The sequence below is a fragment of the Methylobacterium sp. 1973 genome, from assembly GCF_040545035.1.
Lineage (GTDB): Bacteria > Pseudomonadota > Alphaproteobacteria > Rhizobiales > Beijerinckiaceae > Methylobacterium > Methylobacterium fujisawaense.
Window position 1 is genome coordinate 130,648 of record NZ_JBEPLA010000013.1, and the last position, 23,583, is coordinate 154,230.

At 71.3% G+C, this 23,583-nt stretch carries 24 protein-coding genes; 20 read left to right on the plus strand and 4 right to left on the minus strand.

Annotated features, from left to right (window positions below; all coding sequences use genetic code 11):
- Nucleotides 1–235: 235 nt before the first annotated feature.
- Nucleotides 236–1,564, plus strand: a complete 1,329-nt coding sequence (locus tag ABIC70_RS22525) for an MFS transporter (protein WP_354441212.1) — start codon at nucleotides 236–238, stop codon at nucleotides 1,562–1,564.
- Nucleotides 1,565–1,596: 32 nt separating this feature from the next.
- Here the strand turns inward: ABIC70_RS22525 and ABIC70_RS22530 are convergent, their stop codons facing one another.
- Nucleotides 1,597–1,944 carry a helix-turn-helix domain-containing protein gene (locus ABIC70_RS22530; RefSeq protein ID WP_274926741.1) on the minus strand — a complete coding sequence of 116 codons (348 nt, stop codon included), beginning with the start codon at nucleotides 1,942–1,944 and terminating at the stop codon, nucleotides 1,597–1,599.
- A 795-nt stretch (nucleotides 1,945–2,739) separates the two neighbouring features.
- On the opposite strand from ABIC70_RS22530, the gene ABIC70_RS22535 reads away from it, so the two are divergent.
- Nucleotides 2,740–3,114, plus strand: coding sequence for a Ros/MucR family transcriptional regulator (locus ABIC70_RS22535; RefSeq protein WP_269466598.1), 375 nt, complete (start codon nucleotides 2,740–2,742; stop codon nucleotides 3,112–3,114).
- A gap of 3 nt (nucleotides 3,115–3,117) precedes the next feature.
- The gene (locus ABIC70_RS22540) at nucleotides 3,118–3,366 is read left to right on the plus strand and encodes a hypothetical protein (protein ID WP_274927712.1); all 249 of its coding nucleotides are present in this window, start codon (nucleotides 3,118–3,120) and stop codon (nucleotides 3,364–3,366) included.
- 79 nt (nucleotides 3,367–3,445) lie between these two features.
- On the opposite strand, the gene ABIC70_RS22545 is transcribed toward ABIC70_RS22540, so the two are convergent.
- Nucleotides 3,446–5,074, minus strand: coding sequence for an inorganic phosphate transporter (locus ABIC70_RS22545; protein WP_354441215.1), 1,629 nt, complete (start codon nucleotides 5,072–5,074; stop codon nucleotides 3,446–3,448).
- Nucleotides 5,075–5,505: 431 nt separating this feature from the next.
- On the opposite strand from ABIC70_RS22545, the gene ABIC70_RS22550 reads away from it, so the two are divergent.
- The 8 genes from ABIC70_RS22550 to phnE (ABIC70_RS22585) all read left to right on the plus strand — a co-directional run bounded on the left by ABIC70_RS22550 (nucleotide 5,506) and on the right by phnE (ABIC70_RS22585) (nucleotide 15,019).
- The gene (locus ABIC70_RS22550) at nucleotides 5,506–8,703 is read left to right on the plus strand and encodes an autotransporter family protein (protein WP_354441217.1); all 3,198 of its coding nucleotides are present in this window, start codon (nucleotides 5,506–5,508) and stop codon (nucleotides 8,701–8,703) included.
- A gap of 91 nt (nucleotides 8,704–8,794) precedes the next feature.
- Nucleotides 8,795–9,943 (plus strand): glycosyltransferase, encoded by a 1,149-nt coding sequence (locus ABIC70_RS22555; protein WP_354441219.1) that lies wholly within the window; start codon nucleotides 8,795–8,797, stop codon nucleotides 9,941–9,943.
- A gap of 27 nt (nucleotides 9,944–9,970) precedes the next feature.
- Nucleotides 9,971–10,657, plus strand: coding sequence for a DUF1045 domain-containing protein (locus tag ABIC70_RS22560; protein ID WP_354441221.1), 687 nt, complete (start codon nucleotides 9,971–9,973; stop codon nucleotides 10,655–10,657).
- Nucleotides 10,650–11,270 carry an LbetaH domain-containing protein gene (locus tag ABIC70_RS22565; RefSeq protein WP_043355958.1) on the plus strand — a complete coding sequence of 207 codons (621 nt, stop codon included), beginning with the start codon at nucleotides 10,650–10,652 and terminating at the stop codon, nucleotides 11,268–11,270. The genes ABIC70_RS22560 and ABIC70_RS22565 overlap by 8 nt, the downstream gene beginning before the upstream one ends.
- Nucleotides 11,271–11,382: 112 nt before the next feature.
- A complete protein-coding gene (gene phnC, locus ABIC70_RS22570; protein WP_043387936.1) occupies nucleotides 11,383–12,231 on the plus strand; it encodes a phosphonate ABC transporter ATP-binding protein in 849 nt (282 codons plus the stop codon).
- Between the two features lie 97 nt (nucleotides 12,232–12,328).
- Nucleotides 12,329–13,258 (plus strand): phosphonate ABC transporter substrate-binding protein, encoded by a 930-nt coding sequence (gene phnD / locus ABIC70_RS22575; RefSeq protein WP_182593172.1) that lies wholly within the window; start codon nucleotides 12,329–12,331, stop codon nucleotides 13,256–13,258.
- A 16-nt stretch (nucleotides 13,259–13,274) separates the two neighbouring features.
- Nucleotides 13,275–14,156, plus strand: a complete 882-nt coding sequence (gene phnE / locus ABIC70_RS22580; RefSeq protein ID WP_043355022.1) for a phosphonate ABC transporter, permease protein PhnE — start codon at nucleotides 13,275–13,277, stop codon at nucleotides 14,154–14,156.
- Nucleotides 14,153–15,019, plus strand: a complete 867-nt coding sequence (gene phnE, locus ABIC70_RS22585) for a phosphonate ABC transporter, permease protein PhnE (RefSeq protein ID WP_075380846.1) — start codon at nucleotides 14,153–14,155, stop codon at nucleotides 15,017–15,019. The genes phnE (ABIC70_RS22580) and phnE (ABIC70_RS22585) overlap by 4 nt, the downstream gene beginning before the upstream one ends.
- Before the next feature lie 24 nt (nucleotides 15,020–15,043).
- Here the strand turns inward: phnE (ABIC70_RS22585) and phnF are convergent, their stop codons facing one another.
- A complete protein-coding gene (gene phnF / locus ABIC70_RS22590) occupies nucleotides 15,044–15,787 on the minus strand; it encodes a phosphonate metabolism transcriptional regulator PhnF (protein WP_043387929.1) in 744 nt (247 codons plus the stop codon).
- Between the two features lie 79 nt (nucleotides 15,788–15,866).
- Between phnF and phnG the strand changes: the two genes are divergently transcribed.
- From phnG to phnN, 8 genes are read left to right on the plus strand one after another with little or no spacing between them, the layout of a single operon-like run.
- Complete coding sequence (gene phnG, locus ABIC70_RS22595; RefSeq protein ID WP_354441224.1) at nucleotides 15,867–16,337, plus strand: phosphonate C-P lyase system protein PhnG; 471 nt, start codon at nucleotides 15,867–15,869, stop codon at nucleotides 16,335–16,337.
- A gap of 2 nt (nucleotides 16,338–16,339) precedes the next feature.
- Nucleotides 16,340–16,927: a phosphonate C-P lyase system protein PhnH gene (phnH, locus tag ABIC70_RS22600; RefSeq protein ID WP_274926746.1), complete on the plus strand. Its 588-nt coding sequence runs from the start codon at nucleotides 16,340–16,342 to the stop codon at nucleotides 16,925–16,927.
- Nucleotides 16,928–16,930: 3 nt separating this feature from the next.
- Nucleotides 16,931–18,037 carry a carbon-phosphorus lyase complex subunit gene (locus ABIC70_RS22605; protein ID WP_043387925.1) on the plus strand — a complete coding sequence of 369 codons (1,107 nt, stop codon included), beginning with the start codon at nucleotides 16,931–16,933 and terminating at the stop codon, nucleotides 18,035–18,037.
- A gap of 11 nt (nucleotides 18,038–18,048) precedes the next feature.
- The gene (locus ABIC70_RS22610; protein WP_167337810.1) at nucleotides 18,049–19,017 is read left to right on the plus strand and encodes an alpha-D-ribose 1-methylphosphonate 5-phosphate C-P-lyase PhnJ; all 969 of its coding nucleotides are present in this window, start codon (nucleotides 18,049–18,051) and stop codon (nucleotides 19,015–19,017) included.
- Nucleotides 19,014–19,787 (plus strand): phosphonate C-P lyase system protein PhnK, encoded by a 774-nt coding sequence (gene phnK / locus ABIC70_RS22615; protein WP_043759121.1) that lies wholly within the window; start codon nucleotides 19,014–19,016, stop codon nucleotides 19,785–19,787. Before ABIC70_RS22610 ends, phnK begins: the two co-directional genes overlap by 4 nt.
- On the plus strand, nucleotides 19,784–20,491 hold the full coding sequence (gene phnL / locus ABIC70_RS22620) for a phosphonate C-P lyase system protein PhnL (RefSeq protein ID WP_354441227.1): 708 nt from the start codon (nucleotides 19,784–19,786) through the stop codon (nucleotides 20,489–20,491). Before phnK ends, phnL begins: the two co-directional genes overlap by 4 nt.
- A gap of 10 nt (nucleotides 20,492–20,501) precedes the next feature.
- Nucleotides 20,502–21,638, plus strand: coding sequence for an alpha-D-ribose 1-methylphosphonate 5-triphosphate diphosphatase (locus ABIC70_RS22625; RefSeq protein WP_043351241.1), 1,137 nt, complete (start codon nucleotides 20,502–20,504; stop codon nucleotides 21,636–21,638).
- Nucleotides 21,638–22,168 carry a phosphonate metabolism protein/1,5-bisphosphokinase (PRPP-forming) PhnN gene (phnN, locus tag ABIC70_RS22630; RefSeq protein WP_170867535.1) on the plus strand — a complete coding sequence of 177 codons (531 nt, stop codon included), beginning with the start codon at nucleotides 21,638–21,640 and terminating at the stop codon, nucleotides 22,166–22,168. Before ABIC70_RS22625 ends, phnN begins: the two co-directional genes overlap by 1 nt.
- A 147-nt stretch (nucleotides 22,169–22,315) precedes the next feature.
- On the opposite strand, the gene ABIC70_RS22635 is transcribed toward phnN, so the two are convergent.
- Complete coding sequence (locus tag ABIC70_RS22635) at nucleotides 22,316–23,179, minus strand: outer membrane protein (protein ID WP_043351243.1); 864 nt, start codon at nucleotides 23,177–23,179, stop codon at nucleotides 22,316–22,318.
- A gap of 309 nt (nucleotides 23,180–23,488) precedes the next feature.
- Between ABIC70_RS22635 and ABIC70_RS22640 the strand changes: the two genes are divergently transcribed.
- A partial coding sequence (locus ABIC70_RS22640; RefSeq protein ID WP_133250949.1) for a GTP-binding protein occupies nucleotides 23,489–23,583 on the plus strand: 95 nt, incomplete at its 3' end.

Sequence of the window (23,583 nt, forward strand, 5' to 3'; positions counted from 1 at the left end):
CCTGGTCGCGCCCTCATCCTGAGGTGCCGGAGCACAGCGGAGGCCTCGAAGGAGGTCCCCAGGCATCGCGCTTCGGACTGGAGGGCTCCTTCGAGACGGCTTCGCCGCACCTCAGGATGAGGGCGCGGGTTGGAGGCGCCCAGTCGAACAGGCTCTGAGCTCACCCGGGGCAAGCCGCCCGTCCGAAGGCGGCGCCCCCCACCACGTGTCCGAAAACAACAACACGGAGGAAACCATGACCGCAGCCCTGTCGGGTTCGCCGGCCGCCGTCGAGGCCGGTGCGGTGACGGAGACGAGCGTCGTCCGCAAGGTCGCGTGGCGGCTCATGCCGCTGATCATGATCTGCTACATGTTCGCGTTCTTCGACCGCATCAACATCAGCTTCGCCAAGTTCCAGCTCCAGAGCGACCTCGGCTTCAGCAACGTCGCCTATGGGCTCGGCGCGAGCATGTTCGTCGTCGGCTACGTGATCTTCGAGGTGCCCTCGAACCTGATGCTGTACCGGGTCGGGGCGCGCCGCTGGATCGCCCGGATCATGATCTCCTGGGGCATCGCCACCGCGCTGATGATCTTCATCCGCAGCGAGTGGCACTTCTACGCCCTGCGCTTCGTGATCGGCGCCATGGAGGCGGGTTTCGCGCCGGGCATCCTCTACTACCTCACCCTGTGGTTCCCGGCCTCGCATCGCGGGCGGATCACCAGCTTCATGTTCGTGGCCTCGGCCTTCTCGGGCATCTTCGGCGCGCCGGTGGCGGGCCTCATCCTCGGTGGTCTCAACGGCGTCGGCGGCCTCGCCGGCTGGCAATGGCTGTTCTTGGCGGGCGGCCTGCCCTGCCTCGTCCTCGGCCTGCTCGTGCTGACGCGCCTCGACGACCGGATCGCCGACGCCCGCTGGCTCTCGGAGCCCGAGAAGGCGCTCCTGTCCAGCCGCATCGCCCACCACAACCGCGAGATCGGCGACCATTCGCTCCTCGGGGCGATCCGGCAGCCGGGCTTCCTGATGATCGCGCTGATCTACTTCCTGCTCCAGATCGGCTCGTATGGCCTCAACTTCTGGGGGCCGGACCTGATCAAGACCGCGAGCGGCGGCCAGGCGGCCTCGGTGGGCTTCCTCACGGCGATACCCTACGTCTGCGGCGCGATCAGCATGGTCGTGATCGGGCGTCTCTCCGACGCCTCTGGCGAGCGGCCGAAATTCGTCGCGGGCCTCGCCATCACGGCGGCGCTCGGCTTCTTCGGCGCCGGCCTGTTCGACAAGCACATCGTGCCGCTGATGTTCGCCCTGGCCCTGCTGGGCGCCGGCATCGTCGCCTCGATCCCGACCTTCTGGACGCTGCCGGCCAAGCTCGTCACCGGCGTCGGCGCGGCGGGCGGGATCGCGCTGATCAACACGCTGGGCCAGTTCGGCGGCATCGTCAGCCCGGTGATGGTCGGCTGGGTGAAGGATCTGACCGGCTCGACGACGCCGGCCCTGTACGGCATCGGGGTGCTCTGCCTCGTCGCCGCCGGGCTCGCGCTCTTCGCCATGCCGGCGAGCCTGCGCCGGAGCGACAGGGCGGCCTGATCCGGCCGCATCGGGCGTCCCGGGCCGACGGGCTACGGGACGCCCACCAGGGCCGCCTGCCGATACGCGCGGGGCGCTGCCCGTGGGCGCTCCCTGAAGCGGCGGGCGAAGTGGGCTTGGCCGGCGAAGCCGCAGCCGCAGGCGAGCAGGCCGATCGACAGGTGCGCGCAGGCCGGATCGGCCAGCCGCCGGGCGGCGGCTTCCAGATGGGCCTCGGCGCGCTGGACCACGACGCTGCCGTTGACGGGCTGGGGCACCTCCCGGGCCAGCCGCTCCGAGAGACCGGCGATGATCAAGTCGATGCCGATCTCCGTCATGCGCGCGGCTGCGGCTGCCCCGAGCCAGTCGCGGATACGGATCAGCTCGCTGAAGACGCTCATTGCCAGGCTTTCGGATGCGCGATCGGTGCCGACGGTCAGGGCCGTGTAGAGCCGGGCCGGTCCGAACCGCGCTCCAGACGGTCGCGCGGCACATCCAGGATCCGGCGACTGTCCGTCTCCGTCATCACCACCAGCGGCTGACGGTCGACCACGACGAGGGAACCGACCTCCGCGCGTTCCCGCTTGGCCGCAAAGGGCTCTGCTCGGAGCGTCCGAAGCTCGACCGTCATGAGGGGGGGCGGAGATGATCTCCCGCCACCGTCGGACGCTGTCCTGCGGTGGAAGACCGACGGTTGAGAACAGAGTCAGCACGGATCGATCCCCGCGACGCCGGGATGGGGGAAGAGAGCGGTCGGCTGCGGGACGTCGTCGGGCGGAGCAGATCCCGCACGGCCGTGCCCGGACCCGGCAGACGGCACCGGTGAACCGTCCCGGGCTGGAGCCCGACAGGCGGCCGCCGACGCCGAAAATGAGTTCGGATGCCGATCTTCGCGGCCGAAAACAGTGAATGCCGCGGTAACCAATTCGAGGATCGGTAGCCCTGCGCGAAGGATCAAAAAACCTCGCGCGCACGGACAAACCCCGGCCCGCTCATATTGTATATTATCTGCAACCTCAAGAATTGGCGCGATATCAACTTGAGGTAGCGATTCTCCGGCCTTCCATCCGGCACCCTGATCAACGCCTGCGGTCCCGGTTCACCCCGACCGGCAGTCGTGGATCAGGCGCATGGTGCCGGGCCTTTCAATGGTGATGTCTCCTATGGATAACCTCAGCGCAGCCCGTTCAACGTTCATGTTGGAGAAGGTCGGCGCCATCGTCGCCGCCTACGTCTCGCGCAACGCGATCGACGTTGGGGCCCTGCCGGCTCTCATCGACCAAGTGCATTCGGCGATCGCAGTCCTCCGCCGCGACCCGTCGGGTTCGGGGGCAGGCGGCCTGAGCCAGGAGCAGGTCGACGCCTCGATCCAGGAAGCGGGCCTGATCAGCTTCATCGACGGCCGCGCCTACCAGACCCTGAAGCGCCACCTGACCGCCCACGGCCTCACGCCCGAGCGCTACAGGGCCAAGTACGGCCTGCCGGCCGATTACCCGATGGTCGCCCCGGGCTATGCGGCTCGGCGTTCCGAGATCGCCCGGGCGATCCAGCTCGGCCACAAGGCGGGGTGAGTGATGGTGCCCGCCTCGTCCCCGGGTCCCGCCCGGACCCACAAGCCTCCCCCCGGGGCGGCCTCGAAGGATGCGCTGTACCGCATCGCCGGGATTCTCGACGTGCCGGTGGCGAGCTTCTTCCCGGATGCCGACCGGCCCGATACGGCCATCGCCCAGGCGGCCGACCTCGTCTCGGCGTTCGTGGCGATCGAGAATCCGGCCGCGCGCCGGACCTGCCTGGCCTTCGTGCGGGCGATGGCGGGTTCCTGAGGGGGCCGACGGAAGCCGGAGACCGGGCTGCTCCCCATGGGATGACGCCCGGTCTCCGGCCAGCCGGCCAGACGCCGGATCAGAACATGTGGCGCAGGAGGTAGAACAGCACGGCCGCGAGGGTGATCGCCGCCGGCAGGGTCAGGATCCAGGCGAGTGCCATGTTGCGCACGGTGGCCATCTGCAGGCCCGAGCCGTTGGCCGCCATCGTCCCGGCGACACCGGATGACAGGATGTGGGTGGTCGAGACCGGCAGGCCGTAGAGTTCGGCCAGCCCGATCGTGCCGGCCGCGACGATCTCCGCCGAGGCACCCTGCGCGTAGGTCAGGTGGGTCTTGCCGATCTTCTCGCCCACCGTGACGACGATGCGTTTCCAGCCGACCATGGTGCCGAGGCCGAGGGCGAGGGCGACGCAGACCTTGACCCAGCCCGGGATGTAGCGCGTGCCGTCGTTGAGCAGGCCCGCGTAGCGCTTGAGGGTCGCCTTGTCGGCCTCCGAGAGATCGGCCCCGGAGCCCGGCAGCACGCGCACCGCGTCGGCGGCGAGGTACATGTCGCTGCGCAGGTTCTGGGTCTGGGCGGCCGGCACCGTGCGGATCGCGCCGTAATTCTTCACGCTGGCGGCAATGTCGTTCGCGAGCGCCGCCAGCGCGGCGTAGACGGGCGGCGCGTTCAGGTCCTTCGTCTTCAGCGCTTCCGTCACGGTCCGGCGCGCGGCGGCGGCGTCCGGCACCTCCGCGCCGGGCGCCCGGGCGGAGAACACCGCGCCCGCCGCCGTCGAAGCCTGCACGAAGGCGGGCGTCGTGTCGTCCGCCATGGTGCGGTTGAGCGCGTAGGCGGTGGGGGCGGCGCCGATCAGGATCAGCATGATCAGGCCCATGCCCTTCTGCCCGTCGTTGCCACCGTGGAAGAACGAGACCAGCGTGCAGGTGAGGATCAGCAGGCCGCGGATCCACAGGGGCGGCGGCGCTTCGCCCTTCGGCGCCGCGTAGAGATCCTTGCGGCGCACCGCGAATTTCAGGGCGAGCAGCAGCAGCGCCGCCAGCACGAAGCCGCAGATCGGCGAAAACAGCAGCGCCTTGAAGACGTTGAGGGCCTGGCTCCAGTCGACGCCCGCGGTGCCGTCGCCGCCGTTCATCAGCTGATTGGCGAGGCCGACGCCGAGCACCGAGCCGATCAGCGCGTGGGACGAGGAATTGGGCAGCCCGAACGCCCAGGTTCCGAGGTTCCAGAGGATCGCCGCCAGCAGCAGCGCGAAGATCATCGCGTAGCCCGCATGCGAGCCGACATTGAGGATCAGTTCCACCGGCAGCAGCGTCACGATGGCGTAGGCCACGGCGCCCGAGGAGAGCATCACGCCGAGGAAGTTGAAGATGCCCGACCAGATCACCGCGACGAGCGGCGGCATCGAGTGGGTGTAGATCACCGTGGCGACCGCATTGGCGGTGTCGTGGAAGCCGTTCACGAACTCGAAGGCGAGGGCGATCAGCAGGGCGAGGCCGAGCAGCGCGAAGGCGCCGTAGGCGAGGGGCGCCTCGCCGACGGCGTTCATGTCCGCGATCAGGCTCACCACCGCGTAGCCGAGGCCCGCCACCAGCACGAGGAGGAAGGCGATCACCCCGCCGAGATGCAGTCCGTGGTCGAGGCGCGGGCCCCCTACCTGCCGGCCTGCGACCGCGCCCGACGGCGCCACGGCGGAATCGGACATGAACCCTCGCGCGGAATCATTCGTGATGGTGAGCCGGGATTAAAATGTGCCCGTGACGGTCGGGTGACGTCGATCCCGCGTCCAGCCTCGCGCAACGGCATCCGGCCGAAGCGATTTGCGGGATTTCGTCCCGTCCCCAGTGTCCGGGCCGTCCCAGTGTTCGGGCCGCCGAGGATGGGCGGTCTGTGCAGGGCCCGTTGCGATGACGGACGGCCATCGCCCTGATGCTCAGGTCATGACGGCACGCGCTGCAGGGTCAAGACGAAGATGAGTCATGATGTGATTTGTGCCGGCAAAGTTTTGATCCTGTTGCTGGCAGGATACAAATGTAAGTTTTTAGATTTGTGACTGGATTATGACGAAGGCGAGCGCGTAGAGTTCGCTAAATCTCCGGCTCGCAGGCTGAATCGCCGCGCGCTTTGGGGGTTGGCATGACATTTCGATATGGCGTCTCGATCGTGGCCTTGGCGGTCGCTGCCTTCGGACCGGGCGCGCAGGCACAGACGGCCAACACGACCGCTTCGGACGTCAACGTCCTCAATCTGCTGGCGCCGTACCTGACGCTCAATACGACGGCGACCGGTCAGCAGACGCTGCAGCTCAACCTGGCGCAGTCGATCGCGATCAACACCGCCGCGGGGCTCGCCCAGCAGCAGCTCGCGATCAGCGACAAGAACCTGCTGGGCTCGGCGCGCAACGACCTGTCCTCGGCCGGGCTCGGGACATACGGCGTGGCTGCAAATCTCGCGGGCGGCCTGCCGGCCCAGACGCCGATCAACGGCATCGTTCCGCAGCAGCTCGTCGGCGGCCTGGGTGCCCAGCTCGGCCCGATCTACCAGCGCGGGGTCGAGCAGGGCGCGAGCGGACCCCTGGGCAGCGTGGTCAATCTGCTGGCCGGTGCCTACGGTTTCACAGGCAACAACCTGGGCGTCGCCAAGAACTACTATGCCAACGGCGCGGCCAACAATCCGAGCGTGACCCCGGCCAACTACGTGGCGGTGCCGGCCGTGGCGCCGGCGGGCTACAGCCTGCCCATCGCCAACGGGCTGCCGAACACGACCAACAGCGTCTACGACCTCGCCTACGGCGTGACCAACACGCAAGCCGGCCAGGATGTCTACGGTTCCTCGCGGCCCGTCCAGGCGGCGCCGGCCCGGTTCAACACCTTCGACCCGACCGCGCTCAACGGCATCGCCACGAACCCGTCCTTTCCGAGCGGGCACACCACCTACGCGTTCACCGACGGCATCCTGCTCGCGATGCTGGTGCCGCAGCAGTACCAAAGCATGCTGGCCCGGGCGGCCGACTACGCCAACAGCCGCATCGTCCTGGGCGTGCACTACCCCCTGGACATCATCGGCGGACGGGCGCTCGCCACCTACGACCTCGCCCAGGCCTTCACCAACCCGGCCTATATCAACAACGCCGCGGTGACTGGCACGGCGATCAACCTGCCCGCCCAGTTCGTGGCGGCCCAGAGCCAGCTGCAGGCCTACCTCGCCGCCCAGTGCGGCAACACCGTCGCCGCCTGCGCGGGCAGCGCCGCCAACGCGGCCGGGAATCCCTACGTTCCGTCGGCCGGCAACCAGGCTGCCTACCAGCAACGCCTCACCTACGGCCTGCCGACCCTCAGCTTCGCCCAGGCGCCCCGCGAGGCCGCTCCCGCCGGCGGGCCGGACGCCTCGATCCTGCTCGCGCCGCTCTACGGCGGATCGACCGCCGCCGCGCGGACCCTCGCGCCCACCGGCGGCCTCTACGGCCAGCTCGCCACCAGCACGATCAACCAGATCCTGGTCAACACCGAGACCAACGCGCTGGCCGCCTTCTACGGCAGCCCCCTCAGCTACTGGAGCCGCCTCGACCTCTATGCGGCCGCCGGGTATTTCGGGAACGTCACCGGCACCCTGCGCATGGACGCCACCGACCGCCTCGGCATCGATGTCGGCATCGGACAGGGCGGCGCGCTCTACGCCAACGGCACCATCGCGGGGACTGTCTTCGTGGGCGCCGGCGGCCTGCTCGGCGGCTCCGGCACGGTGGGCGGGATCGGCGCGCTCTCGGGGGGCACGGTGGCGCCGGGCAATTCCATCGGCACGCTCACCGTCGCCGGCAATGCCGCCTTCGCGGCCGGCTCGACCTACCGGGTCGAGGCCAACGCCGCCGGCCAGGCCGACCGCATCGCCGCCACCGGCAGCGCCACCCTGTCGGGCGGCACCGTCCAGGTGCTGGCCGCCTCGGGCGCCTACAACCCGCGCACCACCTACACGATCCTCTCCGCCGCCGGCGGCGTCTCGGGCCAGTTCGCCGGCGTGACCGCGAACCTCGCCTTCCTCAGCCCGGGCCTGCGCTACCGGACCGACGCGGTCGACCTGACCCTCACCCGCAACGACGTGCCGTTCGCCGCGTCAGCCACCAGCCGCAACGGCATGGCGGCGGCCAACGCCGTCCAGGCGGCCGGCCCGGGCCGGCTCTTCGACGCGGCGGTCGCCTTCACCACGGCCGAGGCCGGCAACGCCTTCCGGGCGCTGGCCGGCGACATCCATGCCGGCACCGTGTCCACCGCCTACGAGACCGCGTTCTTCGTGCGCGAGGCGGTGCTCGACCGCCTGCGCTGGGGCAGCCCCGGCACCGGGCTCGATTACGGCACCCTGCCGGCCGCCTACGCGGCCGACCTGCCGGGGCGCCAGCCGGTGGTGGCGGGCGTGCCGGTGCGGACGCTCGACCCGCAGGTGTTCGGGCTCTGGGGCCAGGGCTTCGGCGCCTTCGGCACGGCCGACGGCGGCGGCAACGCGTTCAACCTCGACCGGCAGATCGCCGGCTTCGCGGCGGGCGCGGATGTCCGCGTGTCGAACGGGCTGCGCGTCGGCGTGGTCGGCGGCTACACGGAGGCGTATCTCGACAGCGCCGGCCGGACGGGCGGCACGAGCCGGGCGGAGAGCGCCACGCTCAAGAGCGGCTTCGGCGGCCTGTATGGCGGCTATGAGGTCGGGCCGTTGTCGGTGCGGCTGGGAGCGCTCTACGCCGAGACCGACACGCGCACCCGGCGGGCGGTGCTGTACGGGCTGTCGGACACGCTGAGCGGCCATGGCGGCGGCTATACGGTGCAGGGCTTCGGCGAGATCGGCTGGAGGATCGCGCTCGGCCAGCCGGCTCCGGCGGCTCTGGTGTCGAGGGACGGCGTCGCGGTGCCGGTGCCGCCGGCGGCCTCCTACGTCGAGCCGTTCGTCGGCGGGGCGTATGTCGGCATCCGGCGGGACGCCTTCGCGGAGACCGGGGGCGCGGCGGCGCTGGCGAGCGTCGCGCGGGACTACGATCTGGGCGCGGCGACCGTGGGGGTGCGGGCGCAGACGGGCCTGGAGCTGGGGCTGGGTCTTCCGGTGACGCTGCGGGGTCTGGTCGGCTACCGGCGGGCGTTCGGCGACGTGGTGCCGACGGCCCTGCTGCGGTTCGGCACGGGCCCGGCCTTCCTGAGCGCGGGCGTGCCGATCGACCGGGACGCGCTGGTGGCGCAGGTCGGGCTCGATCTGGCGGTGGCGCCGAACGCGACCCTGGGCGTGGCCTATACCGGCCAGACCGGCGCCCGCGCACAGGATCAGGCCGTGAAGGGCACCTTCACCCTCCGGTTCTGAACACGCCGGACGACGTCGCCTCTGTCACACGCCTGACGCGGTCCGGCCGCTAGCGGACCGGACCGCTCGCTTCATCGATCGAGGGATCCGCATGCTTGACGCCACGGTGCCGGCCCTGTCCCTCGGCGCGCTTCTGGCCCTCGTCCAGATCGTCAGCATCGGCGTCGCGGGCCGGCGCCTAGGCCGGAGCCACGGGCCGTCGCGGTTTCCGGACGGCGCGCCCGTCTCCCTGGTCCGTCCGCTTCACGGGATCGAGGCTTACAGCGAGGAGATGCTCACCCGGAGCTTCCGCCTCGACTACCCGTCCTACGAGCTGATCTTCTGCGTGGCCGACCCCGGGGACCCGATCGTGCCGATGGTCCGGCGGCTGATCGCGGCCCATCCGCGCGTGCCCGCCCGCCTGATCCTCGGCGACGAGCGCCTCTGCGAGAACCCGAAGCTCAACAATTGCCTGCGGGGCTGGCAGGCCGCCGCCCACGACTGGGTGGTGCTCGCCGATTCCAACGTGGCCATGCCGCCGGACTACCTCCAGCGGCTCCAGGCGGCGTGGCGGGACGATACCGGCCTCGTCTGCTCGACCCCCGCCGGGGCGCGCCCGGGCAGCTTCATGGCCGAGGTGGAATGCGCCTTCCTGAACACCCTGCAGGCTCGCTGGCAATACGCCGCCGAGGCGTTCGGGCTGGGCTTCGCGCAGGGCAAGAGCATGCTGTGGCACAAGCCCTTTCTTGAGGCGCAGGGCGGTCTGCAGGCGCTCGCGGCCGAGATCGCCGAGGACGCGGCCGCCACCAAGCTCGTCCGGGCCGCCGGCAAGCGGGTCCACCTCGTGGCGAGCCCGTTCGAGCAGCCGCTCGGGCCGCGCGGCTTCCAGGAGGTCTGGGCGCGGCAGCTGCGCTGGGCGCGCCTGCGCCGCGTGACCTTCCCGCTGTTCTTCGCTCCCGAGATCGGCAGCGGTGTCCTGTTGCCGGCGCTTCTCATCGCCCTCTGGGCCGGCAGCTTCACGGGCCTCGTCGGCGCTGCCGGCCTCGCCGGCCTGTGCTATGCCGCCGAACACCGGCTCGCGATCCGCGCGGGCTGGCACCGTTCGCCCCGCCTGCTGGCGGCCTTCCTGGTGCGCGACGCCCTGATCCCGGCGATCTGGCTCGGCGCCTGGATGCAGAGCGCCATCGTGTGGCGGGGCAACGCCATGGACGTGCGCCCCCGGCGGGCCGCCGAGGCGCGTCCCTACGCGCCGACGGCCTGACGGCGGCCGACGATCGGAGGCCGAAAGGTGTCGCGCCGCTACGCTCTCTACTGCCTGCCCGCCCCGGGTTCCCGGCTGGAGGTCTTCGGCCGGTCCGTCCTCGGCACCGACCCCGTCTCGGGGGCGTCGGTCCCGCACCCGGAGGGCTTGAGCGACCTCGCCGCCGTCACGGCGGGGGCCCGGATCTACGGGTTCCACGCCACCCTCAAGGCGCCGCTGCGCCTCGCGGCGGGCACCACGGAGGCGGATCTCGTCGCCGCCACCCGTGACCTCGCGGCCGCGCACCTGCCGGTGGCGGTGGGCCCGCTCCGGGTCGCCGCCCTCGGGCCGTTCCTCGCCCTCGTGCCGGAAGCTCCCCCGCCGGAGCTGGGGCTCTTCGCCGCCGAGTGCGTCGCCGCCCTCGACCCGTTCCGTGCGCCGCTCACCGAGGCCGAGCGCGTCAAGCGCCGCCCGGAGCGCCTCGACCCGCGCGGGCGGGCGCTGCTGGCGCGCTGGGGCTACCCGTACGTGTTCGAGGCCTTCCGCTTCCACATGACCCTGACCGACGCCCTGCCGGAGGCGGAGCGCGAAGCCTGGCACCGGCGCCTGTCCGAGGCCTACGCCGCCGCGGGGCCGGAGCCCCTTGTGATCGACGCCGTGTGCCTCCTGACCCAGGACGGGTCCGGCCCGTTCCGGCTCCTGGCGCGCCTGCCCTTCGGAGAGCCTCGTGGTTGACCGTCCCCTCGGACTCGAACCCGCACGCGATCCCAGCGCCCGGGTCGTGGATTGCCGCCTCGGCCACTACACGGAGGTCGGCGCGCGAACCCGCCTCACCGAGACGATCCTCGACGATTATTCCTACATCGGTCAGGATTGCGAGGTGATCTACACGACCATCGGCAAGTTCTGCTCGATCGCCGCCAGCGTGCGGATCAATCCCGGCAACCACCCGATGGAGCGCGCGTCGCAGGCGCATTTCACCTACCGGGCACGCGCCTACTGGCCGGAGGAGTCCGACGAGCCCGCCTTCTTCGACCGGCGCCGGGCGAGCCCGGTGGCGATCGGCCACGATGTCTGGATCGGCCACGGCGTCGTTGTCCTGCCCGGCCGCACCATCGGCACCGGCGCCGTGGTCGGCGCGGGCGCCATCGTCACCCGCGACGTCGAACCCTACACGATCGTTGTCGGCAATCCCGCCAAACCGGTCCGGCGCCGCTTCCCCGAGGCCGTCGCAGAACGTCTGATGCGCCTGGCATGGTGGGACTGGGATCACGAACGGCTGCGCCGGGCGCTTCCGGATTTCCGCGGCCTGCCCATCGAAGCATTCCTCGAGCGCTATGAAGTTTAAGCCGGCTATCAAAATGTAATAATTGTGCCGGCAAACATAACCGATCTGTATTCGTCATCCAATCGTCGTGAAATCGGCGTTTACCTGCGGCCATTCCCCGGCGGATGGTGGCATGCTGGTTATCGAGGATCTCACGCGCCAGTACGGCGACCGGCGCGCCGTCGACGGCGTGTCGCTCCGGATCGAGCCCGGCAGCTTCGTCGGCGTGATCGGCCGGTCGGGCGCCGGCAAGTCAACGCTCCTGCGCCTCATCAACCGGCTGGCGGACCCGAGTTCGGGGCGCATTCTCCACGACGGCCGTGAGGTCACCACCCTGCGGGGCCGCGACCTGCGCGAATGGCGGACCCGCTGCGCCATGATCTTCCAGCAGTTCAACCTCGTCGGCCGCCTCGACGTGATGACCAACGTGCTGATGGGCCGGCTCAGCCACGTGCCGAGCTACCGTTCCCTGCTGCGGCAATGGTCCGCCGAAGACCGGGCCATGGCGCTCGCCGCCCTGGAGAGCTTCGACATGGGCGAGTTCGCCGGCCAGCGCGCCGACGGCCTGTCGGGCGGCCAGCAGCAGCGCGTGGCCATCGCCCGCGCCCTCGTGCAGGAGCCCGAGATCCTGCTCGCCGACGAGCCGGTGGCCTCCCTCGACCCGCGCAACACCCGGCTCGTGATGGACGCGCTGGCCGAGGTGAACCGGCGCTACGGCATCACGGTGCTGTGCAACCTGCATTCCCTCGACCTCGCGCGCGCCTATTGCGACCGCCTCGTGGGACTCGCGGCCGGGCGGGTCGTGTTCGAGGGCGGACCGTTCGACCTCACCGAGGACGTGGCGCGCCGGCTCTACGGCCTGGAGGCCGGCGAGGTGCTGGACGATTCCGCGCAGCGCGAGGCGGAGCAGCGGGCCGCGATGCCCGGCCGGCCCGGTCTCGTGCCGGCGCGGCCGGTCCGCGAGGCCGCCCTCGGCGCCTGATCCGGGCCCTCCAAGCCCCAACAACCATTCGGGAAACGCCCGACCGGCCTCCGGCCGGCCGAACTTCCTGCCCTACGCCGTCACGAAGGACGACACGATGATCACCCGACGCACTCTCGCCGGCGCCGCCGCGGCTCTCGCCCTCCTCGGCCTGCCGGCCGCCGCCCAGGACTGGAAGGCCCAGTATCCGGAGCTGACGCTCGGCGTGATCCCGGCCGAGAACGCCTCGGGCACCGCCGACCGCTGGGCGCCGCTCACCGCCTACCTGACCAAGACGCTCGGCGTGCCGGTGAAGCTGCGGGTGGCGAGCGACTACGCCGCCGTCATCGAGGGCCAGCGGGCCGGCAACATCCAGATCGCGTGGTACGGACCGGCCTCCTTCGCGCGGGCCGTGATGACCGGCGTGAAGATCGAGCCGATCGTCAACCAAAAGCACGAGACCGGCGCCTCGGGCTACTATTCGGTGGTCTACGTTCTGGCCTCCAGCCCCTACAAGACCGTCGAGGATCTCAAGGGCAAGAACCTCGCCCTGGTCGATCCGAACTCGACCTCCGGCAACCAGGCGCCGCGCTTCTTCCTGAAGCGGGCCGGCTACGACGTGGAGAAGTTCTTCGGCAAGACCTTCTACGCGGGCAGCCACGAGAACGCCGTGCTGGCGCTCACCCAGGGCACGGCCGACGCCGCCGCCAACCTGTGGAATTCCGAGACCGACACGATGGTCACCCGCATGGCCGCCAAGGGCATGCTCAAGAAGCCCGACGGCACGCCGATGCAGCAATCGGACTTCCGGGTCGTGTTCAAGTCCGACTTCCTGCCGGAGGGGCCCTTCGCCATGCTGACGAGCCTGCCGGACGACCTGAAGGCCAGGATCCGCGACGCCTTCGTGGCCCTGCCGAAGGCCGACAAGGCCGCCTTCGACCGTCTCTCCGACGGCAAGGATCAGGATCTGACGCCGGTGACCCTCAAGGATTATCAGCCGATCATCGACATGCTGCGGTTCAACGACGAGCAGCGCCGGAAGTCCTGATCCGGGCCCGCCCGCCTTGCGCGGTCTGACACCCCTGTCGCCGGAGCGGGAAGCCGCCCTCTCCGGTCTCTACGCGGCGGCGACCGGCGCTGCGCGCCGCCGCACGCTGGCGGGCTTCGCCCTTGTGGCGGCGCTCGCCCTGGTCGCCGGCTTGGTCGCCGAGGTGCGGCCGCTGGTCTTCGCCGAGAACATCGGCAAGTTCACCGCCTACATCCAGCAGATCCTGCCGCCGATCAGCCTCGAGCATCCGCTCGAGGACGTCCGCAGCTGGTACTGGGGCCTGCCCAAATGGCTGGGCCTGCTGGGCGAGACCCTGCTCATGGCCTATCTCGGGACGCTGCTCGGGGGGCTCGCGGGCTTCGCCCTCAGCTTCGTGGCCGCCGCCAACCTCGTGCGGTCGCGCCTGCTGCGCGTCGGCGCCAAGCGCCTCCTGGAATTGTGCCGCACCGTCCCCGAGGTGGTGTTCGCCCTGATCTTCGTGATCGCCTTCGGGCTCGGCCCGATGGTGGGCGTGCTCGCCATCGCGATCCACACCACGGGGGCGCTCGGCAAGCTGTTCTCCGAGGTGGTCGAGAACATCGACATGCGGCCCGTCGAGGGCCTGTCGGCCTCGGGCGCCACCTGGGTCCAGACGGTACGCTTCGCGGTGCTGCCGCAGGTGCTGTCGAACTTCGCCTCCTACGCGCTGCTGCGCTTCGAGATCAACGTGCGCGGGGCCGGGGTGATGGGCTTTGTCGGCGCCGGCGGCATCGGCCAGGAATTCCTCGTGGCGATCCGAAATTTCTACTACGCGGACGTGAGCGCGATCCTCGTGCTGATCATCCTGACCGTGTTCTGCATCGACCTCGCCACCGAGCGGGTCCGTCACCGCCTGATCGGCGCGGAGCAGGCCCGATGAGCCCGCGTCCCGAGGCCCTGCGGGCGGCGGCCCGGGCCGACCTCGCCCGCCTGCGCGCGCGCTACCCCGCGCAGTTCCGCACCGACTGGCCGGGGCGGGCGCGGCTCGCCGCCCTGCTCGCCGTCCTGATCGGGCTCGCGGCGTTCGGCTACTGGCGCCTCGACTTCTCGATGGCGCGGATCCTCCACGGGCTCGGGCGGCTCGGTACCTTCGCGGTGCTGATGCTGCCGCCGTCCCCGGAGGGCCAGTTCTGGACCTTCCTGCACGCGCTGGGCGAGACCCTGGGCATCGCCTTCCTGGGCACGCTGACGGCGGCGGTCTTCGCCTTCCCGGTGGCGTTCCTGGCGGCCCGGAACGTCGTGCCCAACCCCTTCGCGCGGTTCGCCGTCCGCCGCGGCCTCGACGTGATGCGCTCGGTGGACGTGCTGATCTGGGCGCTGATCTGGATCAACGTCGTGGGCCTGGGCCCCTTCGCGGGGGCGCTCGCCATCGCGTGCTCGGATTTCGGGGCGCTCGGAAAGCTGTTCTCCGAGGCGATCGAGACCTGCGACAAGCGTGCCGGCGAGGGCGTCGTCGCCTCGGGCGGCTCGCGCCTGCACCGCATCCGCTTCGGGCTGATCCCCGGGGTCCTGCCGGTGCTGGCGAGCCAGGTCCTGTACTTCTTCGAGTCGAACACCCGGTCGGCGACGATCATCGGCATCGTCGGCGCCGGGGGCATCGGTCAGTACCTCACCGAGCTGATCCGCGTTCTGGAGCTGCAGCAGGTCGCCTTCCTGGTGCTGATGATTCTCGTCACCGTGGCGGCGATCGACTGGGTCTCGACCCGCCTGCGCCGGGCGATCATCGGGCCGGCGGCGCGCTGAGTCGCCGGCCCGATAAACCGCCGATCACCCGCCGATCACCAGCTCCACCCGGTCGGCGGCGAACAGGGTGCGGTTCGCCTGGATCGGAACGCCGGCGGGATCGATGTTGACGCTCGACACCACCAGAACGACCCGCCCCGGGGCGATGTCGAGGCGCTGCGCCTCCGCGGAATCGGCCGGCCGGGCGCGGATGCGCGTCGAGAGCCGGGTGTAATCGTGCAGGCCGCAGGCCGCGAAGGCCCGGGTGATCGAGCCGCGCTCGGCATAGGCCTCGGCGAAGCCTGCGAAGCGCGGCAGCGGCAGCCAGGTCAGCGCCGTCGAGAGCGGGGCGTCGTCCGCCCGGTGGACCGTCAGCAGCTCCAGGATCGGCGCGCCGGGGGCGAGGGCCAGGGCTGCCGCCTGCTCGGGCCCGGCCGGGACCGTGGTCGAGGCGACGAGGTCGCCCCAGGCCTCGCGTCCGGCCCCGGCGACGATCTCGGAGAACCGCGTGCGCGGCCCGATCGGGTAGGCGAGGGGTGCCTCCTCCACGAAGGTGCCCCGGCCCTGGCTGGCGCGCACGAGCCCGCCCTCGGCGAGCGCCGCGAGGGCACGTCGCACGGTGTGCCGGTTCACGGCGAAGCGCGCCGCCAGGGCGGCCTCGGCGGGCAGCTGCTGTCCCGGCGGATAGCGCCCCGCCGCGATCTCGGCCGTCAGCGCGTCGGCGATCTGTCGCCACGCCGTCAGACCCTCGCCCCGGACGAGGCCGGGTGCCTGCTCCTGCGCATCCATCCTGTCATCCAAACTTCATTTGTGCGGCGCACGCCAGTTGTCTATACACCTATACAACTGAGCGACGGAGGGATTCGCGATGACGACGAGCCCGAGACATCCGGCATCCGAGGGGGAGATCGGGGCGCGCCAGGCCGTGATGGCGCTCTGTGCCGAGGCGAGCCGCACGGACCTGGAGGCGGCCCTGTCGGTCCTCGACACCCCGGCCGCCGCGGATCTCCGGCCGCCGGAGACGGGGCTCGTGATGGCCTCAGGCCGGATCGGCGGCGACGGGCGCCCGTTCAACCTCGGCGAGGTCAGCGTGACCCGGGCCGCCATCCGCCTCGCGAACGGTCCGGCCGGCTTCGCCTACCATCTCGGCCGCGACCGCACGAAGGCGCGGCTCGCCGCGATCCTCGACGCCCTCTGGCAGGACCCGGACCGGCGCGCCCGGGTCGAGGCCGCCCTGGCGCCCGCCGCCCGGCGGCTCGCGGCGGACCGGCAGCAGGCGGCCCGGCGCACGGCGGCCACCCGGGTCGACTTCCTGACCCTCGCCCGCGGAGACGATTGAGCATGCTCGCCCCCGGCTTCGCCGATCCGGTCCACGACGCGCAGGGCACCTTCCGCGCCGTGATGGACGCCCTCGCCCGCCCCGGGCTCGTCCGGCCGCTCGCCCCGTTCCTCGCGCCGCCCGCGCCGCTCACGCCGGAACTGGCCGCCGTCGCACTGGCGCTCACCGACGCCGACACGCCGGTCTGGCTGGATCCGGCCCTCGCCGAAGCCGCGGACGTCGCGGCTTACCTGCGCTTTCACACCGGCGCGCCGCTCACCGACGATCCGGCCCGGGCCGCCTTCGCGCTGGTTCGCGAGTCTCGACGCTGCCCGCCGCTGGGCCGGTTCGCCCTCGGCACGCCGGCCTACCCCGACACCTCCACCACCCTGGTACTCGCCCTCGACACGATCACGGACGGGCAGGGGCTGAGCCTCTCCGGCCCGGGCGTCCGGGGCACGGTCCGGGTCGCGCCGGGACCTCTGCCGGACGGCTTCGCGGCGCAGCTCGCCGAGAACCGCGCCGACTTTCCGCTGGGCGTCGACCTGATCCTCACCGCGCCCGGCCGCGTGGCCGGTCTGCCGCGCTCCACGACGGTCACGGAGGCCTGACCCATGTACGTGGCCGTGAAGGGCGGCGAGGCCGCCATCGACAACGCCCATCGGCTCCTCGCCGAGGCCCGCCGGGGCGACCCCGCCGTTCCGGAACTCTCCGTGGCGCAGATCCGCGAGCAGATGGCGCTGCTCGTCGACCGGGTGATGACCGAGGGCTCGCTCTACGATCCGGACCTCGCGGCCCTGGCGCTCAAGCAGGCGCGCGGCGATGTGGTCGAGGCGGTGTTCCTGGTCCGCGCCTACCGGACCACGCTGCCCCGCTTCGGCGCCTCCGCGCCGGTCGACACCGGCACCATGGCGGTCGAGCGCCGGGTCTCCGCGACCTTCAAGGACCTGCCCGGCGGGCAGGTGCTCGGGCCGACCTTCGACTACACCCACCGGCTCGTCGACTTCGCGCTCGCGGCGGATACCGCCTCCGAGCCCGCCGCCGAGGCCGAGCCGCGCGCCGATGCCGGAACCTGCCCGCGGGTCACCGACCTGCTGGCCCAGGACGGGCTGATCGAGGCCTCGCCGCCGGACGACGGCGCCCCCGTGGGCGACCTCACCCGCGAGCCCGTGGATTACCCCGCCGACCGGGCTCTGCGCCTCCAGGCGCTCGCCCGGGGCGACGAGGGCTTCGTGCTCGGCCTCGCCTACTCGACGCAGCGCGGCTACGGCCGCACCCACCCGTTCGTCGGCGAGATCCGGGTCGGCGCGGTGGCGGTGGAGTTCGTGCCCGAGGAGCTGGGCTTCGCGGTCCCGCTCGGCCGGGTGCGGCTCACCGAGTGCCAGATGGTCAACCAGTTCAAGGGCTCGGGCGCGGCCGCGCCCCAGTTCACCCGCGGCTACGGGCTGAGCTTCGGGCAGAGCGAGCGCAAGGCCATGGCGATGGCCCTGGTGGACCGGGCGCTGCGCGCGGAGGAGCTCGGCGAGCCGGTGGCGAGCCCCGCCCAGGACCAGGAATTCGTGCTGGCCCATTGCGACAGTCTCCAGGCGACCGGCTTCGTCGAGCACCTGAAGCTCCCCCACTACGTCGACTTCCAGGCCGAGCTGGAGCTGGTCCGACGCCTGCGCGCCGAGTTCGAGCGCAAGACCGAGACCGTCGAGATGCAGGAGGCCGCCGAATGAGCGCGACAGGGATGTCCCCCTTCCTTGGTGGCTCCGCTTCCCGGGAGCTTCCGGGCCGCGCGCCGGATGACGCGCAGGTTCCCTCTCCCGAACGGGACAGGGGGCTCGTCGCGTCCGTCCTCGACGCGGCAGGAAGCACGCGCGGCTCCGGCTACAACTTCGCCTATCTCGACGAGGGCACGAAGCGGATGATCCGCCGCGCCATCCTCAAGGCCATCGCGGTGCCGGGCTACCAGGTGCCCTTCGCCTCCCGCGAGATGCCGATGCCCTACGGCTGGGGCACCGGCGGCGTGCAGGTCACGGCGGCGATCCTCGGGCAATCGGACGTGCTCAAGGTCATCGACCAGGGGGCCGACGACACCACCAACGCGGTCTCGATCCGCCGCTTCTTCGCCAAGACCTCCGGGGTGGCCACCACCACCCGCACGACGGAGGCGACGGTGATCCAGACCCGCCACCGCATCCCCGAGACGCCGCTCACCGAGGGGCAGATTCTGGTCTATCAGGTGCCGATCCCCGAGCCCCTGCGCTTTCTCGAGCCCCGCGAGACCGAGACGCGCCAGCTCCACGCGCTGGCCGAGTACGGCGCCATGCACGTCAAGCTCTACGAGGACATCAGCCGCCACGGGCACATCGCCACCACCTACGCGTACCCGGTGGAGGTCGCCGGCCGCTACGTGATGGACCCGTCGCCGACGCCGAAATTCGACAATCCCAAGATGGACGACTGCCCGGCGCTCCAGCTCTTCGGCGCGGGCCGCGAGCGGCGGATCTACGCGGTGCCCCCCTACACGCGGGTGCGCAGCCTCGATTTCGAGGATCACCCGTTCCGCGTGCAGGAATTCACGCAGCCCTGCGCCCTGTGCGGCGCCCGCGGCCACTACCTCGACGAGGTGGTCACCGACGATTCCGGAGGCCGGATGTTCATCTGCTCCGACACCGACATCTGCGAGACCCGTGTCGCGGAGGCGGCCCGATGAGCGCGCCGCTCCTCTCCGCCCACGGCCTGACCAAGGCCTACGGCAACCGGCTCGCCTGCGCGGGCATCGACCTCGACATCACGGAGGGCGAGGTGCTGGCCATCGTGGGCGAGTCCGGCTCGGGCAAGTCGACGCTCCTGTCGCTGCTCGCCGGCGAGCTGGCGCCCGATTCGGGTGAGGTCCGCTACCGGATGCGCGATGGGCAGACCCGCAGCCTCGCCGATCTCGGACCCGCCGCGCTGCGCCGGCTGATGCGCACCGACTGGGGCTTCGTCCGGCAGGACGCCCGCCAGGGCCTGCGCATGGCGGTCTCGGCCGGCGGCAATGTCGGCGAGCGGCTGATGGGCATGGGCGAGCGCCATTACGGCCGGATCCGCGGCCAGGCGCTGGACTGGCTCGGCCGGGTCGAGATCGAGGCCGGCCGGGTGGACGACCCGCCCAGCCAGTTCTCCGGCGGCATGCGCCAGCGCCTCCAGATCGCCCGCAACCTCGTCACCGGGCCGCGCCTCGTGCTGATGGACGAGCCGACCTCCGGCCTCGACGTCTCGGTCCAGGCCCGGCTCCTCGACCTGATCCGGCGCCTCTCGGCCGAACTCGGCCTCGCGGTGATCATCGTGACCCACGACCTCGCGGTGGCGCGGCTGCTCTCGCACCGGATCGCCGTGATGCGGGCCGGCCGGGTGATCGAGACCGGCCTTACCGACCGGGTGCTCGACGATCCCGAGCACGCCTACACCCAGCTCCTCGTCGCCTCGGTGCTCGCCGCATGACTGCGCTTCTGACCTTCCAGGACGTCGCCAAGAGCTTCACCCTGCACCTGCGCGGCGGGATCGTCCTGCCGGTGGTGGGCGGCGTGAGCCTCGTGGTCGAGCCCGGCGAGTGCGTGGTGCTCGGCGGCCCCTCGGGGGCGGGCAAGTCCTCGCTCCTGAAGATGGCCTACGGCAATTACCGCTGCGATGCCGGCGCCATCCGGGTCCGCGACGGCGAGGCGGTGGTGGACGTCGTCCGGGCCGATCCGCGAGTGGTCTGGGCGCTGCGGGCGCGGGTCATCGCCTACGTGTCGCAGTTCCTGCGGGTGATCCCGCGGGTCCCGGCCCTCGACGTGGTCGAGGCCGCCGGCCGCGAGGGCGGGTTGTCCGAAGAGGCCGCCCGCGCCCGGGCCAAGGACCTCCTCGCCCGGCTCAACCTGCCCGAGCGGCTCTGGGGCCTGCCGCCCGCGACCTTCTCGGGAGGCGAGCAGCAGCGGGTCAATATCGCCCGGGGCCTGATCGCCGACCGGCCGCTCCTGCTCCTCGACGAGCCGACCGCCTCCCTGGACGCGCAGAACCGCGCCGTGGTGGCCGACCTCGTGCGCGAGAAGCTGAAGGCCGGCGCCGGCGTGCTCGGCATCTTCCACGACAGCGAGATGCGCGACGCTGTGGCGACCCGGGTGGTCGATGTCACCCGCTTCGCGCCGCAAGCCCCGGCAGCCTGAGGAATTCACGATGGACGACTTCATCCTCGAGAACGCGACCCTGGTCCTGCCCGACCGGGTGCAGCGCGGCTGGCTCGCCGTCTCCGACGGGGCGATCATCGAGATCGGCGAGGGCCGGGCGCCCGCGCGCGGCCTCGATTGCGGCGGCGATTACCTGATCCCCGGGCTGATCGAGCTGCACACCGACCATCTGGAGAGCCACTACGCGCCGCGCCCCAAGGTCCGCTGGCATCCGCTCGGCGCGGTGCTCGCCTACGACGCGCAGATCACCGCCTCGGGCATCACCACGGTGTTCGATTCGCTCCGCGCCGGCAGCGACCCGGACGGCAGCGGCCTCGGCTCCGAGCTGGAGCAGCTCGCCGGCGCCATCGCCGCCGCGCGGGCCGGCGACCTATTCCGGGCCGAGCACTTCACGCATCTGCGCTGCGAATTGCCCTCCACGGATGTGCTCGACACGGTGGCAACCTTCACGGCCCGCTACCCGGTGGGGCTGATCTCGCTCATGGACCACACCCCCGGCCAGCGGCAGTTCCGCGACATGGAGAAGTACTACACCTACGCCACGCGCGGCGGCCGTCCCATGGAGGAGATCCGCGCCAACACCGAGCGCAAGATCCGCGACGGTCGGTCGCTGAATGCGAAGAACCGGCCGGCCCTGGTCCAGTTCGCCCGCGAGATGGGGATCCCGCTGGCGAGCCACGACGACACCACCCTGGCGGATGTCGACCTCGCGGTCGGCGAAGGCGTGCGGCTGGCCGAGTTTCCCACCACCCTGGAGGCGGCCGAGGCCGCGCACCGCCAGGGCATCACCGTGATGATGGGCGCGCCGAACCTGATCCGCGGCGGCTCGCATTCCGGCAACGTCGCCGCCCTGGCGCTGGCCGAGGCCGGGCACCTCGACATCCTCTCGTCGGACTACGTGCCGGCGAGCCTCTTGATGGCGGCCTTCCTGCTGCCCGAGCAGGCACCGTCGATCACGCTGCCCGAGGCGCTGGCCACCGTCACGGCGAATCCCGCCCGCGCCACCGGGCTCACCGACCGGGGCGCCCTGGCGCCCGGGCTGCGGGCCGATCTCGTGCGCGTGCAGCGGGCCGAGGGCGTGCCGGTCGTCCGCGAGGTCTGGCGCGCCGGCCGGCGGGTCGCCTGATGCCGGGCTGCCTCGTCCTCGTGGTCGGCCCGAGCGGCGCCGGCAAGGACACGCTGATCCGGCTGGCCCGGGCGGCCCTGGCGGACGATCCGCGCTACGTCTTCCCGCGGCGTCTCGTGACCCGGCCACCCTCGGCGGACGAGGACAACGACGAGATCGACGAGGCTGCGTTCGCGGATGGCTGCACGGCCGGCCGCTTCACCTTGAGCTGGCGCGCCCATGGCCTCGGCTACGCCCTCCCGGCGGAGGCTGGAAGGCGCGCCGCCGACGGTCAGGTGGTGATCTGCAACGTCTCGCGCCGCATCGTCGCGGAGGCGCGGAGGACCTGCCCGCGGGTGAGCGTCGTCGAAGTCACCGCGCCGCCCGAGATCCTGGCGCAGCGTATCGCCGCCCGGGGCCGGCCGCAGGACGGCGACCTCGCCGCGCGTCTCGCCCGGGAGGGCGACGTCGTCGCGGATCTGACGATCCTCAACACCGGCTCCCCGGGCGACGCCGCGTCGCAACTCGTCGCGCATCTGCGCGCCTGCTGACGGGACATCTTCGTCCCACGCCGGGTGCGACGGCCGGGTCGCGGCGGCTGATGCACCGATCACGCCGGAGCAACGAAAAAGGGCGGGTGCCGATATCGGCACCCGCCCATGTTGGTCTCGGCCGGGGAAGCCCCGGCGCCGTCGGTCTCAGAGGCCGCCGAACTTGTAGTTGAAGCCGGCGCGAACGATGCTGCCCTCGGTGCGGAAGCGCGAGATGTACGCGCCGTTGCCGACACCCGGGACCGCGCCGACGAGCACGTTCTGGCTGCCGAGGTCGTAGTGCAGGTACTCGGCCTTCACCGTGATGGCGTCGTACTTGATGCCGATGTAGCGGCCGAGCGCGAAGGTGTTCAGGAAGCTGTCGGTGGGCAGGGCGAACTCGATGCCGCCGCCGTAGGCGTAGCCGACCTTGAAGTCGTCGTAGCGGCCGGCGAACTGCAGGCGGCCGCCCGGGGTGTAGAAGTTGGCGTCGTGGAACACGTTGCCGTAGGCGAGGCCGCCCATCCCGTAGACCAGGACGCGGTCGAAGGCGTAGCCGACGCGGCCCGTGAGGGTGCCGAGCCAGTCGAGGCTCTGGCGGAACTGGCTGATGTTCGGCGGGCCGCCGGCGACGTTACCGGTGCCGAGGACGACGCGGTTCTTGGTGATGTCGGTCCAGTCGATGCTGTTGGCGAGACCGACGACGATGCCGGAGCCCGGCGTGAACTGGTAGTTGTAGCCGGCGGTGCCGCCGATGTTGGCGAAGCCGTCCTGCGTGGTCGAGGTCAGGAACGGACGGCGGCCGAGGGCCACATTGGTGGCGTTGCCCGGCTGGACGCCGACCGTGGTAATGCGCTCACGATCCGTGAAGGTGTAGGCGGACTCGAGACCGGCGTAGAAGCCCGTCCAGGTGAAGACCGGCACCGGCGTGAAGACCGGCGGCGGCGCGGCCCGGCGGGGCAGGTCGGCGGCCGAAGCGGCCGTCGTGACCAGCGCCGTCGCGGCGGTGGCGAGGAGGAACTTCTTCATCATGGCGGGGGGTCCGAGGTGATGCGTTGTTGTCCCCACTTAAGCTCGGCCGCACGGATCCCGCTATGCCCGCGAAGCCACACTGTGGCGCGAAAGCGGCGTGGATACTGCCTGTGATTGATGTTTCGGCGTTCAAGACTCATGGCCGCGGCTTGACAGCAGAGCCGGTCGTCGGGCGCCCGCGCGCCGCGGAGCTTGATCCCTGGCGGCCGACCCTCTAAGCGGACCGCGTTTTTCGCCCCTGTCCGAGCTTCGGGGCGGCTGACCAGGATTCGGGGCCCTTGTGTGGTCCCCGCCGCAGGAATGGGAATCATGGGCAAGGAAAAGTTCTCCCGCACCAAGCCGCACTGCAACATTGGCACGATTGGTCACGTTGACCACGGCAAGACGTCGTTGACGGCGGCGAT

Coding starts and splice junctions, on each gene's coding strand:
- ABIC70_RS22525 (WP_354441212.1), top strand. CDS start 236: ATGACCGCAGCCCTGTCGGGTTCGCCGGCCGCCGTCGAGGCCGGTGCG.
- ABIC70_RS22530 (WP_274926741.1), bottom strand. CDS start 1,944: ATGAGCGTCTTCAGCGAGCTGATCCGTATCCGCGACTGGCTCGGGGCA.
- ABIC70_RS22535 (WP_269466598.1), top strand. CDS start 2,740: ATGTTGGAGAAGGTCGGCGCCATCGTCGCCGCCTACGTCTCGCGCAAC.
- ABIC70_RS22540 (WP_274927712.1), top strand. CDS start 3,118: ATGGTGCCCGCCTCGTCCCCGGGTCCCGCCCGGACCCACAAGCCTCCC.
- ABIC70_RS22545 (WP_354441215.1), bottom strand. CDS start 5,074: ATGTCCGATTCCGCCGTGGCGCCGTCGGGCGCGGTCGCAGGCCGGCAG.
- ABIC70_RS22550 (WP_354441217.1), top strand. CDS start 5,506: ATGACATTTCGATATGGCGTCTCGATCGTGGCCTTGGCGGTCGCTGCC.
- ABIC70_RS22555 (WP_354441219.1), top strand. CDS start 8,795: ATGCTTGACGCCACGGTGCCGGCCCTGTCCCTCGGCGCGCTTCTGGCC.
- phnC (WP_043387936.1), top strand. CDS start 11,383: ATGCTGGTTATCGAGGATCTCACGCGCCAGTACGGCGACCGGCGCGCC.
- phnD (WP_182593172.1), top strand. CDS start 12,329: ATGATCACCCGACGCACTCTCGCCGGCGCCGCCGCGGCTCTCGCCCTC.
- phnE (WP_075380846.1), top strand. CDS start 14,153: ATGAGCCCGCGTCCCGAGGCCCTGCGGGCGGCGGCCCGGGCCGACCTC.
- phnF (WP_043387929.1), bottom strand. CDS start 15,787: ATGGATGCGCAGGAGCAGGCACCCGGCCTCGTCCGGGGCGAGGGTCTG.
- phnG (WP_354441224.1), top strand. CDS start 15,867: ATGACGACGAGCCCGAGACATCCGGCATCCGAGGGGGAGATCGGGGCG.
- phnH (WP_274926746.1), top strand. CDS start 16,340: ATGCTCGCCCCCGGCTTCGCCGATCCGGTCCACGACGCGCAGGGCACC.
- ABIC70_RS22605 (WP_043387925.1), top strand. CDS start 16,931: ATGTACGTGGCCGTGAAGGGCGGCGAGGCCGCCATCGACAACGCCCAT.
- ABIC70_RS22610 (WP_167337810.1), top strand. CDS start 18,049: ATGTCCCCCTTCCTTGGTGGCTCCGCTTCCCGGGAGCTTCCGGGCCGC.
- phnK (WP_043759121.1), top strand. CDS start 19,014: ATGAGCGCGCCGCTCCTCTCCGCCCACGGCCTGACCAAGGCCTACGGC.
- phnL (WP_354441227.1), top strand. CDS start 19,784: ATGACTGCGCTTCTGACCTTCCAGGACGTCGCCAAGAGCTTCACCCTG.
- ABIC70_RS22625 (WP_043351241.1), top strand. CDS start 20,502: ATGGACGACTTCATCCTCGAGAACGCGACCCTGGTCCTGCCCGACCGG.
- phnN (WP_170867535.1), top strand. CDS start 21,638: ATGCCGGGCTGCCTCGTCCTCGTGGTCGGCCCGAGCGGCGCCGGCAAG.
- ABIC70_RS22635 (WP_043351243.1), bottom strand. CDS start 23,179: ATGATGAAGAAGTTCCTCCTCGCCACCGCCGCGACGGCGCTGGTCACG.